This is a genomic window from Streptomyces sp. B8-7 (genome assembly GCF_058833805.1).
The window spans coordinates 227,288-242,129 of the sequence record NZ_JBYRRL010000001.1 but is presented as its reverse complement, the minus strand read 5'-3'; the positions used below and the strand labels follow the sequence as shown (position 1 = coordinate 242,129).

Sequence of the window (14,842 nt, the reverse complement as noted above, 5' to 3'; positions counted from 1 at the left end):
TCGTAGTTGTACGGTCGTGGGCACCGTATCCGCCCAGAACGGCTACAGCCGCCCAGAACAGCTACAAGGGGTCACGCAATGGCAGATTTCTCCCGCCTTCCCGGACCGAACGCGGACCTGTGGGACTGGCAGCTGCTGGCTGCCTGCCGCGGGGTGGACAGCTCGCTCTTCTTTCATCCGGAGGGCGAGCGCGGGGCGGCCCGGAGCGCTCGCGAGAACTCGGCCAAGGAGGTCTGCATGAGGTGCCCGGTCCGCGCGCAGTGCGCGGCGCACGCGCTGGCGGTGCGCGAACCGTACGGCGTGTGGGGCGGGTTGACCGAGGACGAACGCGAGGAACTGATGGGCCGGGCGCGTCATCGCCTGGTGACGGCGTCGACCACTGGCGGCGACACCGCTTCGAACACCTGAAGGAACGTTTCTTCGGAGGGGGCCGAGGGCGGGCACGCGCGTGCCCGCAGGTCACCGGGCCCGGACGGCCTCGGGGCGCTCGGGCCGGCGGCCGGGTGCGGCGGTCAGCGGCCGGCCGCCCGCGCCAGCCGGTCGAGGGTGGCGGCCACCGCCGGCACCTGGGCCAGGTCGGGCAGGGTGAGCGCGACGATCTCGCGCCGCACCGCGGGTTCCAGGGTCACCGCGCGCGCCCCCCGGGGGCGTACCGACTCGATGGCGAGCTGGGGCAGGACGGCCACCCCGAGCCCGGCGCCGACCAGGCCGACCACCGCGGGGTAGTCGTCGGTGGCGAAGTCGATGCGGGGGGTGAAGCCCGCACCCTCGCAGACCGCGACCAGCTGGCCCCGGCAGCGCGGGCAGCCCGCGATCCAGGGCTCGTCGGCGAGCTCGCCGATCGCGACGGCACCGGCCGGGCCGCCGCGGGCGAGCCGGTGCCGCTCGGGCACCAGCGCGACCAGACGGTCCGTCAGCAACGGCCGTACGACGAGGTCCTCCCACTCCTCTTCCTGGGCTCCCGCCGCACCCTCGTAGCGGAAGGCGAGCGCGATGTCGCAGTCTCCCTCGCGCAGCATCTCCACGGACCTCGGCGGCTCGGCCTCCACCAGGGAGACGCGGGTGCCGGGGTGGGCGGCACGCAGCGCGGCGAGAGCGGTGGGCACGAGGGTGGAGCTGCCGCTGGGGAAGGACACCAGCCGGACCCGGCCCGCACGCAGCCCAGCGATGGCCGCGACCTCCTCCTCGGCGGCGGTCAGCCCCGCGAGGATGCCGGCGGCGTGCCGGACCAGGGCCTCTCCGGCCTGGGTGAGCCGCATCTCGCGGCCGCCGCGGACCAGCAGCGGGGTGCCGACGGAGGACTCCAGGGCCTTCATCTGCTGGCTGACGGCGGGCTGGGTGCAGCCCAGCTCACGCCCCGCCGCGGAGAAGGAGCCGGTGGCGGCGACGGCACGCAGCACACGGAGATGTCGGGCCTCGATCACCCCTTGAGCATAAGCCTTGCTTGGATGCGGCGGCACATTCCCCGTCGCGGCTTTGATGCCGGACGGTTTACCGTTCGGTCATGAAACTCCTGTCCGTGAACCTGGGCCGTGCGACGGCCGTCCCCTACACCGACCAGCCGGAGGGGCTGACCGGCATCGACAAGCGGCCGGCCGAGGAGGCGGTGCGGGTCGCCGCACCCGGCCCCAAGGGGATCGGGGGCAGCGGGCTGGCCGGGGACGCGGTGTGCGACACCCGGCACCACGGCGGCGACGACCAGGCCGTGTACGCCGTGGCCCGGGAGGATCTCGACGCCTGGGAGGCGGAGCTGGGACGGGAGCTGGCGAACGGCGCGTTCGGCGAGAACCTCACCACGCTGGGCGTCGACGTCTCCGGCGCGCTGATCGGCGAGCGCTGGCGGATCGGCGGGGAGCTGGTCCTGGAGGTCACCTCGGGCCGTGTCCCCTGCCGGACCTTCCAGGGCCACCTCGGCGAGGAGCGGTGGGTACGGCGGTTCACCGAGCGCGGGGCGCCCGGGGCGTATCTGCGGGTGGTCCGGCCGGGTGAGATCCGCGCGGGCGACCCGGTCGAGGTGGTGCACCGGCCCGGCCACGCGGTGACGGTCGCGCGCGCGTTCCGGGCCGTGACGACGTGCCGGGAACAGCTCCCGGACCTGCTGGCCGCGGGCGAGGCGCTGCACCCCGGGTGGCGGGCGAAGGCCCTCAAGTACGCGGCGGAGCACGGAGGCTGAGCGACCGTCACCGCCCCCGCCCGGGCCGCGCCTGCGGGCCGGGCGGCGGGCGGCGGGAACGACCGGTACGGCCGGGCACCGGGCACCCGGGGAGGGGACGGCACGGGTCGGTGTCCGGACCCGCCGGCCGGAGCCGCGCGAGCCGACGCGGAGCGGCGCACACCCGGCCCCGGCGCGCCGGTCGGGGTCACTAGCCTTGCGCCATGACAACGGCTCTCATTACGGGATCGACGGCGGGGATCGGTGCCGCGTTCGCTCGGCGGCTGGCGGCGGACGGGCACGACCTCGTGCTGGTGGCGCGGGACGCGCGGCGGCTGGCCGAGCAGGCGACCGAGTTGCACGACCGGCACGGGGTGGAGGTGACGGTGCTGGTGTCGGACCTGGCGACGGACTCGGGCATCGACGCCGTCGCGGCCCGGCTGTCCGACCGGCGTGCGCCGGTCGACCTGCTGGTCAACAACGCCGGGTTCGGCAACAAGGGCCGCTATCTGGAGGTGTCCCTCGACGACGAGCTGCGGATGCTCAAGGTGCACTGCGAGGCCGTGCTGCGCCTGACCTCGGCGGCGACCGGGGCGATGCGCGAACGCGGGCGGGGCGGCGTCGTCAACGTCGCCTCCGTCGCCGCGTTCGTGCCGCGCGGCACCTACGGCGCCTCGAAGGCGTGGGTCGTCCAGTTCACCCAGGGCGCGGCCCGCGATCTGGCGGGCAGCGGCGTGCGGCTGATGGCGCTGTGCCCGGGGTTCGTGCGCACGGAGTTCCACCAGCGGGCCGGGATGGGCACCGACAACATCCCGGGCTGGCTGTGGCTGGACGCCGACAAACTGGTCGAGGCCGCGCTGGCCGACCTGGCCCGCGGCCGGACCGTGTCGATCCCGGACCCGCGCTACAAGGCGCTGATGGGCGTGGTGAAGGTGCTGCCGCGCGGCGTGCTGGGCGGGATGACCTCCCGCACGGGACGGAAGTACGGGCCGCGGTAGCCGGAGCGCGGTGGGCCGGAGCGCGGTGGGCCGGACCACGGCCGACCGGAGCGGGGCCGACCGGAGCGCGGTAGCGGGACCACGGCCGACCGGGACATGGCGGACCGGGACATGGCGGACCGGGACATGGCAGGCCGGGGCGCCACCGGTGGATGCGGGGCACGGCGGAACGGCGCGGCGGAACGGCCCGGCGGACCGGGCCGGCAGGGCGGGCGGCGGCGGGCGGGGGACGCCGCCGCGGGGCGGTGGAAGAATGGAACCGTCCGGACGGACCCCACGGGGGACCGGAGGCGGCGCCATGACGTTCGTACAGATCATCGACTGCAAGACCAGCAGGTTCGACGAGATGAACCGGCTGATGGACACGTGGGTCGAACAGACCAAAGGCAAGCGGACGGCGACGCACAACGTGATCGGCAAGGACCGGTCCGACGCGTCGCACTACATCGAGATCGTGGAGTTCCCCTCCTACGAGGAGGCGATGCGGAACTCGAACCTGCCCGAGACCGACAGGGTGTTCCAGGACATGGTCGCGCTCTGCGACGAGATCCCGACGTTCACGGACCTGGACGTCGTACGGGACGAGCAGCTGTACACGACGACCGTGCGGCGGCTGCTGGAGGCCGTGAGCACGCCGGGCGAGCTCCCGCCGCTCAACGGGCTGATCTCCGAGCACTACCACGACCACGACCCGGCCAACGAGCAGGACACCCTCGGGCTGGAGGGCATCCGGCGCGAGATGGAGATGTGGCGCGCGGCGTTCGACTTCACGTTCACCGTGGAGGACCTGGTCGCGGAGGGCGACCGGGTGTGCGTGCGGTGGTTCTGGAAGGGCGTCCACAAGGACGACTTCCTGGGGCTCGCGGCCACCGGCAGGGAGGTCACCATGACCGGTACGACGGTCTTCCGCTGCGGCGGCGACGGGAAGATCGCCGAGGGCTGGTGGGAGTACGACCGGCTGGGGCTGATGGCCCAGCTGGGCGCGCTGGACGCGCTGGAGCGGTAGGGCGCGCCCGACTCGCCCGGGGCTGGGGCGCGGGACGGCCCGTGGAGCGGACCCGCGCCGGCTGCCCCGGAGCGGTGCGCGCGGCGCGGGCCCGCCGGAGCGGCAGTGTGCGCAGGCCCGCGCCGCGGACTGCGGGCCGCGGACTCCGGGCCGAGGACTCCGGGCCGCGGGCTCCCGGCCGCGGACTCCCGGCCGCGGACTCCCGGCCGCGGACTCCCGGCCGCGGACTCCCGGCCGCGGACTCCCGGCCGCGGTCCGCGTGCCGCGGGCGCAGCCGGAAGGCCCGGCACCCCGTGACGGGGTGCCGGGCCTTCCGGTCGTGCGGGGTGCGTCAGTGGGCGTGGCCGTGACCGTGGCCGTTGCCCGCCTCGGCCGGCTCCTCTTCCTTCTTCTCGACGACCAGGGTCTCGGTCGTGAGCAGCAGGGAGGCGATGGAGGCGGCGTTCTCCAGGGCGGAGCGGGTGACCTTCACCGGGTCGATGACGCCCTGCTTGACCAGGTCGCCGTACTCGCCGGTGGCGGCGTTGTAGCCGCTGCCCTTCTCCAGCTCGGCGACCTTGGAGACGATGACGTAGCCCTCCAGGCCGGCGTTCTCGGCGATCCAGCGCAGCGGCTCGACGGCGGCGCGGCGGACGACGGCGACACCGGTGGCCTCGTCGCCCTCCTTGCCGAGGTTGCCCTCCAGCACCTTGACGGCGTGGACGAGGGCGGAACCGCCACCGGAGACGATGCCCTCCTCGACCGCGGCGCGGGTCGCGGAGATGGCGTCCTCCAGACGGTGCTTCTTCTCCTTCAGCTCCACCTCGGTGGCGGCGCCGACCTTGATCACGCACACGCCGCCGGCCAGCTTCGCGAGGCGCTCCTGGAGCTTCTCGCGGTCCCAGTCGGAGTCGGTGTTCTCGATCTCGGCCTTGATCTGGGCGACGCGGCCGGTGACGTCCTCGGAGTTGCCGGCACCGTCGACGAGGGTGGTGTCGTCCTTGGTGACGGTCACCCGGCGGGCGGAGCCCAGCACGTCCAGACCGGCCTGGTCGAGCTTGAGGCCGACCTCCTCGGAGATGACCGTGGCGCCGGTGAGGACCGCCATGTCCTGGAGCATGGCCTTGCGGCGGTCACCGAAACCGGGCGCCTTGACGGCGACGGCGTTGAACGTGCCGCGGATCTTGTTCACCACGAGCGTGGAGAGGGCCTCGCCCTCGACGTCCTCGGCGATGATCAGCAGCGGCTTGGAGCCACCGGCCTGGATGACCTTCTCCAGCAGCGGCAGCAGGTCCTGGATGGAGGAGATCTTGCCCTGGTTGATGAGGATGTAGGGGTCCTCCAGGACGGCCTCCATGCGCTCCTGGTCCGTCACGAAGTACGGCGACAGGTAGCCCTTGTCGAAGGCCATGCCCTCGGTGAAGTCCAGCTCCAGACCGAAGGTGTTGGACTCCTCGACGGTGATGACACCGTCCTTGCCGACCTTGTCCATCGCCTCGGCGATGAGCTCGCCGACCTGCTGGTCCTGGGCGGACAGCGCGGCCACGGCGGCGATGTCGGACTTCTCGTCGATCGGCCGGGCGGTGGCGAGAAGGTCCTCGGAGACGGCGGCGACGGCCGCGTCGATGCCCTTCTTCAGGGCGGCCGGGGAGGCGCCGGCGGCGACGTTGCGCAGGCCCTCGCGGACCAGCGCCTGGGCCAGCACGGTGGCGGTGGTGGTGCCGTCACCCGCGATGTCGTTGGTCTTGGTCGCCACCTCCTTCACCAGCTGCGCGCCGAGGTTCTCGTACGGGTCCTCGACCTCGACCTCACGGGCGATGGTCACACCGTCGTTGGTGATGGTGGGGGCGCCGAACTTCTTGTCGATCACGACGTTGCGGCCCTTGGGGCCGATCGTCACCTTGACCGTGTCCGCAAGCTTGTTGACGCCGCGCTCAAGGGCGCGACGGGCGTCCTCGTCGAACTTCAGGATCTTCGCCATGGCAGCGGTAGCCCTCTCGGAAAAATCTGGGGTGAAAAAGCCGCGCCCCCAGCGCCCGGCTTCTTGTTCGGTAGCGGGGGCCAGGGGCGCGGATCGAGCAGAGTGCTTCGGCGGAAGCGAGGTGCTTACTTCTCGATGATCGCGAGGACGTCGCGAGCCGAGAGGACGAGGTACTCCTCGTTGTTGTACTTCACCTCGGTGCCGCCGTACTTGCTGTAGAGGACGATGTCGCCGACGCTGACGTCGAGCGGCAGGCGGTTGCCGTCCTCGAAGCGGCCCGGGCCCACGGCCAGGACGACGCCCTCCTGGGGCTTCTCCTTCGCGGTGTCCGGGATGACCAGGCCCGAGGCCGTGGTCTGCTCGGCGTCGAGCGGCTGGACCACGATGCGGTCCTCGAGCGGCTTGATGGCAACCTTGCTGGCGGTCGTCACGATCCGACCTCCCCCTTCGGAGATCTCACGGGGTTAACTGTCTGAGGTGGCGACCAGGTCGATCCGTCGTCGCGGGTGCCGGACCTGCCCGTCGCGTGTTTGGCACTCTCCAGTGGGGAGTGCCAGAGCCGAGACTATGACCGGGATTAGCACTCGGTCAAGCGGAGTGCCAATTGCCGCCCGGCGCGGCGTGCGGACCGGGCGTCGGCAGGCCCCGCCGGGGCTGCGGCCGGAGCCGCCCGCGCTCGCCGGTGAACCGTTCCGGTCGCAGCGCTAGAGGTAGTTCTCCAGGCCGCCCACCGCGAACCCCCGGCGCCGGATCTCGCGCAGCACGGCGAGCGTGCGCTCCAGCAGGGAGGGGGCGGCGGGGTCGCCGGAGGGCAGCGAGAGGATCGCCCCGGGCTCCGGGCGGACGGGCGGGCGCGCACCGGTGAGTTCCGCGCTCCAGCGGACGACGGCCGTGACCCCGCAGTCGGCCGCGGCCCGCAGGGTGGTGGCGTCCAGCGCGCCGTGCGGCGGCCGCAGCAGGCGGGGCCGCAGGCCGAAGCGGGCGTGCAGCCTGTCCCGCTGGCCGCAGATCGCCGCGCGCTGTCCCGCGTACGGCAGCCCGCCGAGGTGCGTGCCGCCGAGCGTGCGGTTCTGCAGCCCCGCCCCGACCGCGCGCAGTCCGGCGAGCCGGGCGTAGCCGGGGCCGGCGACGGTGCCGGTGAGGAACAGGGTGACGGGCAGGCGCAGTTCGCGGATCAGGTCGGTGAGCCGGGGGTCGCGCTCGGCGCCGTCGTCGTAGGTGAGGAAGACCACGCGGTCGCGGGTGCGGACCCGGTCGACGACGGGCGGCAGCGGCCCGCGGGCAGCCGGCGGCCGGTCGGCGCGCTCCGGCGCGGCGGCGTGCGGCCCGGCCAGCCCCCACCGCCGCCAGGCCGGCTGCGGCGCCCGGGGGTCGGCGGCCGGACCGGGCGGCGCGGCGGAGGGCGCGGAGAGCGCGGCGGGCCCGGAGGACGCGGAGGACGCGGAGGACGCGGAGGACGGTGACGTCCTGGGCGCGCGGACCCGCTCGGTGCCGGACCGGTCCGGCTGTTCGGGCGGGCCGGCGGGCCGGGCGCAACCGGTGGGCAGCACGGCCAGGGCGGCCAGCGCGGCGAGGGCGAGCCCGCCCGCGAGCGGCCGCCCCGCCCTCACAGGTAGTCCTCCAGCCGGGCCACCGCGTAGCCCTCGTCGGTCACCTTGCGCAGGAACCGGCGGACCATGTCGGTCATGGTGCCCTTCCACTCGCCGGGCCCGCGGAAGTGGCTGAGGACGATGTCGCCCGGGTGGAGGCTGCGGTCCCACTCGCGGTACTCCCAGCGGTCGGTGAACACCTCCTCGCTCCAGAGCGGGGCGTACTTCACACCGCAGGACTTCGCGGCACGCAGGGTGTCCTGGTTGTAGTTGCCGAACGGCGGGCGGAACAGGACGGGGCGCTTGCCGTAGCGCTTCTCGATGACGTCCTGCATGCCGCAGATCTCCTGCTTCTGGCGGGCGTAGGACAGGGCGGGCAGGTAGGGGTGGTGCAGGGTGTGGTTGTTGAGGCCCACGCCGCGGTCCCGCATGCGCCCGAAGTAGGCGTAGTCCTCCTTGACGAGGTAGTCGCTGAGGAAGGCGGTGTAGGGGATCCTGAGGTCGCTCGTCATCCGCAGGAACGCCGGGTCCTTCTCGGCTCCGTCGTCGATGGTGAGGAAGACGACCTTCTGCTCGGTGGGCACGGTGGTGAAGACCGGCGGCAGGCCCAGCTCCTCGTGCTCGTCGACCTCGAAGCCCTCGCGGGTGGCGATCCGGGGCTTCTTCGCGGGCGGGGCCGGGGCCCGCAGCGGGACCTTCGCCAGGCCCCAGCGTTCGGCGGCCGCGGTGCGGGCGGTGAGGTCGGCCCGCAGCCGCCCGGCATAGGCGTCCAGGGCGCGCGCCGGGGGTGCCTGGAGCGGCGGCTGCCGGCCGGGGGCGGGGTTGCCCTCCGCGGCCTCGGGGCGGGCGCCCTGGGCGCAGCCGGAGGCGACCGCGGCGGCGGCGAGCACGGCGAGCGCGGCCCCCGCGCGCAGGCGTCCGGCCCGGACCCCGCGCAGACGTGGGGCCCGGCTCCCGGAAGGCCGTACGGCCGGGCCTGCGAGGCGCGTCCCGGCCCCGCCCTCCGCGCCCCCGGACGCCGCCCCGTCCTGCCGGGGACCACGCGCGCCCCTCCGTGCCCCGGCCCCGGCGTCCGAGGGCACCGCCCCGCCCTCCGCGGGCCCGGCCCCGGCCCCCCGAGGCCCGTTATTGTCATTTTGTCCTACTGCTCGCATGGTGCCGGATCCTCGCAGCCGCCCGCCCCGAACCCCGGCCGACACCGCCACCGCGGGCGGACGGTCCACCGACTGGCCCACAATGAGCCGGTGAACGAGCTCGACGCCCTGCTGACCCCCGAAGGCCGCGCCCTCCTCGACGAGGTCCGCGACACCGATCCCGCGCAGGAGCTGGCCGTGGCCACCCGGCTGCGCCGCACCCACCCGGCCGGGCTGGTCTCGGCCGCCCTCGGCCAGGCCCGGCTGCGGCAGCGGGCGGCGGCGAAGTTCGCGCCCGGGGACGCCGCGCGGATGTTCTTCACCCCGCACGGGGTCGAGCAGTCGACCCGGGCGAGCGTGGCGGCGTACCGCGCCCGCCGGATGCGGGACCTCGGTGTCACCTCGGTCGCCGACCTGTGCTGCGGCGTCGGCGGGGACGCCGTCGCGCTCGCCCGCGCGGGCGTCCGCGTCCTCGCCGTCGACCGGGACCCGCTCACCGCGCGGGTGGCGCGCGCCAACGCCGAGGCGCTCGGGCTGGCCGACCTGATCGAGGTGCGCGAGGCGGACGTCACGGACGTCGACACCTCGCCGTACGACGCCGTGTTCGTCGACCCGGCCCGGCGCGGCGGGCGCGGCCGGATCTTCGACCCGGAGGCCTACTCGCCGCCGCTGTCCTGGGCGGTGGGCGCGGCGGCGAAAGCCCGGCACGCGGCGCTGAAGATCGCCCCCGGGGTGCCGCACGAGGCGATCCCGGCCGGGGCGGAGGCCGAGTGGGTCTCGGACGGCGGGGACGTGAAGGAGGCCGTGCTGTGGTTCGGCACCGACCCGGGCGCGGTGCGCGCGACCCTGCTGCCGGGCCCGCACACCCTGCGCGGCACCGGCCTGCCCGATCCCCCGGTCCGCGCCCCGGGCCGCTTCCTGTACGAGCCCGACGGGGCCGTCGTCCGGTCCCACCTGGTCGCGGAGGCGGCCGCCGCCCTGGACGCCGGCCTGATCGACGAGACCATCGCCTACGTCACCGCCGACGAACTGCGCCCCACCCCGTTCGCCACCGCCTACGAGATCACCGACCGGCTCCCCTTCAACGTGAAGAAGCTCAGGGCCCTGCTGAGGGAGCGGGAGGTCGGCATCCTGACGGTGAAGAAGCGGGGCTCGGCCGTGGAGCCGGAGGAACTGCGCCGGAAGGTCAAGCCGCAGGGGCCGAACGCGGCGACGGTGTTCCTCACCCGGGTCGCGGGCGCCCCCACCATGCTGGTCGGCCACCCGGCGGCGGCCGGCCGCTGACCCGCCCCACGCCGGCCGGCGCCGCGGCCGCAGGGTTCACCGGCTCGCGGCGGACCCCTCCGGTCGCGGCAGGGCCGGCGGGACCGGCGCGGCGGCGTCCGCCCGGGCGGACGCCGCACGGAGCTTCTCCCCGGGGCCCGGGGCCCGAGGCCCGGGGTCAGCGCAGCGACTCCCACAGCCCGGCCGCCGCCTCCTCGTCCGCCACCACCCGGTTGGGGTCCGAGAGCGCCGGGACGACCGGCATCATGACGGTCCGCACCCGGTCCGCGGACAGCCCCGAGAGGCTGCGTCCGAGCCCGACGAGTTCGGTGAGCGAGTCGAGGCCGGTGTCGGTGGTCAGGCCGCCGGTCACCGCGTCGGCGACCCGGTACAGGCGGGCCGGGTCGGTGAACAGGCCACGGCCGGAGATCCGCTCCAGCAGGGCGGTGACCAGGCGCTGCTGGAGGCCTATCCGCCCCAGGTCGCTGCCGTCGCCGATGCCGTGCCGGGTGCGGGCCAGGGCGAGGGCCTGCTCCCCGTCGAGCAGATGGGTGCCGGACTCCAGGCTGAGGTGGCTGTCCTCGTCGTCGATGTCCTCGTCGGTGGTGACGACGACCCCGCCGACGGCGTCCACGAGCCGCGCGAAGCCGGCGAAGTCGAGCTCGGCGTAGTGGTCCATGCGGACGCCGGTGAGCCGCTCCACGGTCTTCACCGCGCACACCGGACCGCCCACCGCGTAGGCGGAGTTGAACATCACGGCGTCCCGGGGCGCGGTCTCGCCGCCGGACGGCAGCGGGCAGGAGGGACGGCTGACGAGGGTGTCGCGCGGGATGCTGACCACGGTGGCGGAGGTCCGGCCGGGGTCCAGATGGACGATCATCGCGGTGTCGGAGCGGCCTCCGTCGCCGTCGCCGTCACCACCGCCCAGCCGCCGGTTCTCCGCTCCGCTGCGCGTGTCCGAGCCGAGGACGAGGATGTTCAGCGCCCCGCTGGGCACCGGCGGGCCGGCGGGCGACGCGGACGGGGTCGTCAGGGGTTGCTGCGGGCGGTCGTCGCCGAGCGCCCGGTCGATGTCGACGCCGGTGATGTTGCCGTCCAGCCGCCAGTACGCCCAGGCCGCCGTGGCACCCACCAGCACCAGGGCGGCGGCCAGCCCGAAACCGGCCACGCGCAGCACGGCGGGCCGCCGGCCCGGCCGCCCCGCACCGTCCGCATCCGCATCCGCCTCGGCCTCGGCATCGGCATCGGCATCGGTGCAGGCCGCGGTCCCGGTCCCGGTCCCGGTCGGGGCCTCGGCCTCGCCCTCGGCCGACTCCACCGCCGTGCCCGCAGCCGTGCCCGCAGCCGTGCTCTCGACCGCGGGCACGGCCTCGGTCCGGGTCTCGTTCCCGGTGGTTCCGTTCTCCCCGTAGCGCGCCACGGACAGGAACATACGTCCGAAAAGTGACGGGCGGGAACGTCACCAGGCGTTTTCTCGGGAGAATCTCATGTTCCGCGGGTCACCTGGCCCGTGACGGCACGTCAGCCCTCGTCGGCCGACTCGAAGCGCCAGCGGTGCACGGCCCGGGTCACCAGCGTGCCGTCCGGCTCCGCCAGCTCCGGCAGCTCCGCGTCGTACGGGGCGTCCCACCAGGTGATGACCAGAACCCGGTCCTGCGGCGCGGTGAGCGTCTCCCGGCGCAGCGGCGGGCGCGCCAGCCGCTGCGCCCGCGCCCAGGCCAGCAGCTCGGCACCCCGGCCGGGCACGGCCCGCGCCTCCCACATCAGCGCGACCGTCACGGGTGGAGGTTCTCCTCGCCGGCCCGGTGCACATGGTCGTGGCGGGCCCGCTCGTGGCGGACCTGTCCGGGCCCCGGGACGTGCGGGTCCGTCACCGGCAGCGACGAGTCCGCCGACAGGTCCCAGGCGGAGGCGGGCCGGCCGCGGGCGACCATCTCCGCGCCGAGGGCGGCCACCATCGCGCCGTTGTCGGTGCACAGCTTGGGCCGCGGCACCCGCAGCCGGATGCCGGCCCGCTCGCAGCGCTCCTGCGCGAGGGCGCGCAGCCGGGAGTTGGCGGCCACACCGCCGCCGATCATGAGGTGGTCGACGCCCTCGTCCTTGCAGGCGCGCACCGCCTTGCGGGTCAGCACGTCCACGACGGCCTCCTGGAAGGAGGCGGCGACGTCCCGCACCGGAACGTCCTCGCCGGCCGCCCGGCGGGCCTCGATCCAGCGGGCCACCGAGGTCTTCAGGCCGGAGAAGGAGAAGTCGTAGGCCGGGTCCCGGGGGCCGGTCAGGCCCCGCGGGAAGGCGATGGCCCGCGGGTCGCCCTCACGGGCGTAGCGGTCGATGACCGGGCCGCCAGGGAAGCCCAGGTCCAGCACGCGGGCGATCTTGTCGAAGGCCTCGCCGGCCGCGTCGTCGATGGTGGCCCCCATCGGGCGGACGTCGGAGGTGATGTCGGAGGAGAGCAGCAGCGAGGAGTGGCCGCCGCTGACCAGCAGGGCCATGGTCGGCTCCGGCAGCGGGCCGTGCTCCAGCTGGTCCACGCAGATGTGCGAGGCGAGGTGGTTGACGCCGTAGAGCGGCTTGCCGAGGGCGTAGGCGTACGCCTTGGCCGCGGACACGCCGACCAGCAGGGCGCCCGCGAGGCCGGGGCCCGCGGTGACCGCGATGCCGTCGAGGTCGCGGGCGGCGACGCCGGCGTCCTTCAGGGCGCGGTCGATGGTCGGGATCATCGCCTCCAGGTGGGCCCGGGAGGCCACCTCGGGGACGACGCCGCCGAACCGGGCGTGCTCGTCGACGCTGGAGGCGATCGCGTCGGCCAGCAGGGTGGTGCCGCGCACGACACCGACACCGGTCTCGTCGCAGGAGGTCTCGATCCCCAGGACCAGGGGTTCGTCAGTCATCGTTCTCGGTTCCTTGTCCGGAGGGTGCGCCCGCCGCGGTGCCGGCCGCGGTGGTCAGGCGCATCACCAGCGCGTCCACGTTCCCCGGCTGGTAGTAGCCGCGCCGGAAGCCGACGGGTTCGAAGCCGAACCGCTCGTAGAGCCGCTGCGCGCGCACGTTGTCCACCCGGCACTCCAGCATGACCTCGGCGCATTCGAAGTCGGTCGCCGCCCGCAGCAGTTCGGTCAGCAGCCGGGCGCCGAGGCCGGTGCTCCAGTGGTCGCGGGCGACGGCGATGGTCTGCACGTCCCCGACTCCTCCGGAGGCGGCCAGGCCCGCGTAGCCGACGAGCCGGACACCGTCCTCGGCGACGACGTAGCGCCGGGTCGCGCCGGGCCCGCGGGCGTGCGCCAGCTCGGACCAGAACATGCCCCGTGACCAGGCGTCCTCCGGGAAGAGCGCCTTCTCCAGCTCCAGCACGGGATCGATGTCCCACCAGCGCATCTCACGCACGGTCGTCACGGGGAGCGTCACTTCGGGGTGACCACCTTGTAGTTCTTGGGTACCTGGGCGTCCGGCCGGCGCAGGTACAGCGGGCGCGGCGCGGGCAGTTCCGCCCCGGCCGCCAGGCGCTCCGCGGCCAGGCTCGCGAGGGCCGCCGCGGACACGTGCTCCGGCTCGTGGGCGCTGGGGAAGGTGTCCGGGTAGAGCAGCGCGCCCGCCCCGACCGCGGGCAGGCCGGCCACCCGGTCGGCGATGTCGGCGGGCCGGTCGACGGCCGGCTCGGTGAGCCGGGTCCGGGAGTCGGCGTAGCGGGCCCAGTAGACCTCCTTGCGCCGGGCGTCGGTCGCCACGACGAAGGGGCGCTCCAGGTCGCAGGCGTAGGCGAGGCCGTCGAGCGTGCACACGCCGTGCACGGGCACGCCGAGCGCGAGCCCGAAGGTGTCGGCGGTCATCAGCCCGACGCGCAGGCCCGTGTACGGGCCGGGGCCGATCCCGACGACGACGCCGGTCACGGCGTCGAGCCGCAGCCCGGCGTCGGCCAGCACACGGTCCACCGCGGGCAGCAGCAGCTCGCCGTGGCGGCGCGCGTCGACCTGGCTCGACGAGGCGATGACGTCCGTGCCGTCGTGCAGCGCGACGGTCACGGCGGGGGTGGCGGTATCGAGAGCGAGCAAGAGCACGCGAACAGCCTACGGCCACCGCGCTGTGCGCACGGCCGTCCCGGCCGCCCGGACGGCGGCTGCTAACGTCACCACGAATCCGGACGTACGAGACAGAGGTGGACGACGGTGACAAGCAGGAGCGCGGGGTTCGTCCTCGGCCTCACCGCGGCGGCCTTCGCGGCGGTGGGCTTCCTCGCCTACCAGGCCTCCGCGGACGTGCCCCCGGAGCTGGCCCGGGGCCGCGCGGCCGCGCCGAAGGACGTCTCCACCACGAAGATGCCGCGCGACAGCGCCCGTCCCACCGCCCTGCCGGCCCGGTCCGGCTCGGGTGAGCGGGTGGTGTACTCGCTGGACGACGACCGGGTCTGGCTGGTCGGCACCGGCGGCACGGTCCGCCGCACGTTCCGGGTCACGCCCGGCAGCGTGGACCCCGCACCCGGCGTCTACTCCGTGACCTCCCGCTCCAACCGGGTCACCGGCACCGACGGCGTCCCGGTCGAGCACGTCGTACGGTTCGCGAGCGTGGACGGTGTGACCGTCGGCTTCAGCACGGCCGTGGACGGCCCCGCTCCCCCGCCGGACCCGCGGCTGAGGACCGGCGGCATCCGGGGGGCGCGGGCGGACGGCGACGCGCTGTGGTCGTTCGCGGTGATCGGTCAGAAGGTCGTCGTCATCCGGTAGGCCCGGCCCGGTCCGCCGGGCGG

Annotated in this window: 16 protein-coding genes; 6 read left to right on the top strand and 10 right to left on the bottom strand. The window is 74.8% G+C overall.

Annotated features, from left to right (window positions below; genetic code table 11):
- Positions 1–78 precede the first annotated feature (78 nt).
- Positions 79–408: a WhiB family transcriptional regulator gene (locus AC5K6T_RS01160; protein WP_493204850.1), complete on the top strand. Its 330-nt coding sequence runs from the start codon at positions 79–81 to the stop codon at positions 406–408.
- A gap of 104 nt (positions 409–512) precedes the next feature.
- On the opposite strand, the gene AC5K6T_RS01155 is transcribed toward AC5K6T_RS01160, so the two are convergent.
- Positions 513–1,424 (bottom strand): LysR family transcriptional regulator, encoded by a 912-nt coding sequence (locus AC5K6T_RS01155; RefSeq protein ID WP_493204849.1) that lies wholly within the window; start codon positions 1,422–1,424, stop codon positions 513–515.
- Between the two features lie 80 nt (positions 1,425–1,504).
- Here AC5K6T_RS01155 and AC5K6T_RS01150 point away from each other — a divergent pair, with 80 nt between their 5' ends.
- The 3 genes from AC5K6T_RS01150 to AC5K6T_RS01140 all read left to right on the top strand — a co-directional run bounded on the left by AC5K6T_RS01150 (position 1,505) and on the right by AC5K6T_RS01140 (position 4,156).
- Complete coding sequence (locus AC5K6T_RS01150) at positions 1,505–2,173, top strand: MOSC domain-containing protein (protein WP_493204848.1); 669 nt, start codon at positions 1,505–1,507, stop codon at positions 2,171–2,173.
- A 203-nt stretch (positions 2,174–2,376) separates the two neighbouring features.
- Positions 2,377–3,150, top strand: a complete 774-nt coding sequence (locus AC5K6T_RS01145; protein WP_493204847.1) for an SDR family NAD(P)-dependent oxidoreductase — start codon at positions 2,377–2,379, stop codon at positions 3,148–3,150.
- Positions 3,151–3,448: 298 nt separating this feature from the next.
- Entirely contained in the window at positions 3,449–4,156 is a 708-nt protein-coding gene (locus tag AC5K6T_RS01140) for an ester cyclase (RefSeq protein ID WP_493204846.1), read from the top strand.
- A gap of 331 nt (positions 4,157–4,487) precedes the next feature.
- Here the strand turns inward: AC5K6T_RS01140 and groL are convergent, their stop codons facing one another.
- From groL to AC5K6T_RS01120, 4 genes are all read right to left on the bottom strand, one after another.
- On the bottom strand, positions 4,488–6,116 hold the full coding sequence (gene groL / locus AC5K6T_RS01135) for a chaperonin GroEL (RefSeq protein WP_493204845.1): 1,629 nt from the start codon (positions 6,114–6,116) through the stop codon (positions 4,488–4,490).
- Between the two features lie 125 nt (positions 6,117–6,241).
- Entirely contained in the window at positions 6,242–6,550 is a 309-nt protein-coding gene (gene groES / locus AC5K6T_RS01130) for a co-chaperone GroES (protein WP_493207270.1), read from the bottom strand.
- A gap of 270 nt (positions 6,551–6,820) precedes the next feature.
- Positions 6,821–7,726, bottom strand: coding sequence for a polysaccharide deacetylase family protein (locus AC5K6T_RS01125; protein WP_493204844.1), 906 nt, complete (start codon positions 7,724–7,726; stop codon positions 6,821–6,823).
- The gene (locus AC5K6T_RS01120; RefSeq protein ID WP_493204843.1) at positions 7,723–8,595 is read right to left on the bottom strand and encodes a polysaccharide deacetylase family protein; all 873 of its coding nucleotides are present in this window, start codon (positions 8,593–8,595) and stop codon (positions 7,723–7,725) included. The genes AC5K6T_RS01125 and AC5K6T_RS01120 overlap by 4 nt, the downstream gene beginning before the upstream one ends.
- A 354-nt stretch (positions 8,596–8,949) precedes the next feature.
- Here AC5K6T_RS01120 and AC5K6T_RS01115 point away from each other — a divergent pair, with 354 nt between their 5' ends.
- A complete protein-coding gene (locus tag AC5K6T_RS01115; protein WP_493204842.1) occupies positions 8,950–10,122 on the top strand; it encodes a class I SAM-dependent methyltransferase in 1,173 nt (390 codons plus the stop codon).
- Between the two features lie 157 nt (positions 10,123–10,279).
- Here AC5K6T_RS01115 and AC5K6T_RS01110 read toward each other — a convergent pair whose 3' ends face one another.
- From AC5K6T_RS01110 to tsaB, 5 genes are all read right to left on the bottom strand, one after another.
- Positions 10,280–11,521, bottom strand: a complete 1,242-nt coding sequence (locus AC5K6T_RS01110; RefSeq protein ID WP_493204841.1) for an LCP family protein — start codon at positions 11,519–11,521, stop codon at positions 10,280–10,282.
- A 101-nt stretch (positions 11,522–11,622) separates the two neighbouring features.
- Entirely contained in the window at positions 11,623–11,880 is a 258-nt protein-coding gene (locus AC5K6T_RS01105) for a hypothetical protein (RefSeq protein ID WP_493204840.1), read from the bottom strand.
- Positions 11,877–12,992, bottom strand: a complete 1,116-nt coding sequence (gene tsaD / locus AC5K6T_RS01100) for a tRNA (adenosine(37)-N6)-threonylcarbamoyltransferase complex transferase subunit TsaD (protein ID WP_493204839.1) — start codon at positions 12,990–12,992, stop codon at positions 11,877–11,879. The genes AC5K6T_RS01105 and tsaD overlap by 4 nt, the downstream gene beginning before the upstream one ends.
- Complete coding sequence (rimI, locus tag AC5K6T_RS01095; RefSeq protein ID WP_493204838.1) at positions 12,985–13,506, bottom strand: ribosomal protein S18-alanine N-acetyltransferase; 522 nt, start codon at positions 13,504–13,506, stop codon at positions 12,985–12,987. Before rimI ends, tsaD begins: the two co-directional genes overlap by 8 nt.
- Entirely contained in the window at positions 13,503–14,156 is a 654-nt protein-coding gene (tsaB, locus tag AC5K6T_RS01090; RefSeq protein WP_493204837.1) for a tRNA (adenosine(37)-N6)-threonylcarbamoyltransferase complex dimerization subunit type 1 TsaB, read from the bottom strand. The genes rimI and tsaB overlap by 4 nt, the downstream gene beginning before the upstream one ends.
- A gap of 108 nt (positions 14,157–14,264) precedes the next feature.
- Here tsaB and AC5K6T_RS01085 point away from each other — a divergent pair, with 108 nt between their 5' ends.
- Positions 14,265–14,819, top strand: coding sequence for a hypothetical protein (locus tag AC5K6T_RS01085; protein ID WP_493204836.1), 555 nt, complete (start codon positions 14,265–14,267; stop codon positions 14,817–14,819).
- Positions 14,820–14,842 lie beyond the last annotated feature (23 nt).

Coding starts and splice junctions, on each gene's coding strand:
- AC5K6T_RS01150 (WP_493204848.1), top strand. CDS start 1,505: ATGAAACTCCTGTCCGTGAACCTGGGCCGTGCGACGGCCGTCCCCTAC.
- tsaD (WP_493204839.1), bottom strand. CDS start 12,992: ATGACTGACGAACCCCTGGTCCTGGGGATCGAGACCTCCTGCGACGAG.
- groL (WP_493204845.1), bottom strand. CDS start 6,116: ATGGCGAAGATCCTGAAGTTCGACGAGGACGCCCGTCGCGCCCTTGAG.
- AC5K6T_RS01140 (WP_493204846.1), top strand. CDS start 3,449: ATGACGTTCGTACAGATCATCGACTGCAAGACCAGCAGGTTCGACGAG.
- AC5K6T_RS01160 (WP_493204850.1), top strand. CDS start 79: ATGGCAGATTTCTCCCGCCTTCCCGGACCGAACGCGGACCTGTGGGAC.
- AC5K6T_RS01145 (WP_493204847.1), top strand. CDS start 2,377: ATGACAACGGCTCTCATTACGGGATCGACGGCGGGGATCGGTGCCGCG.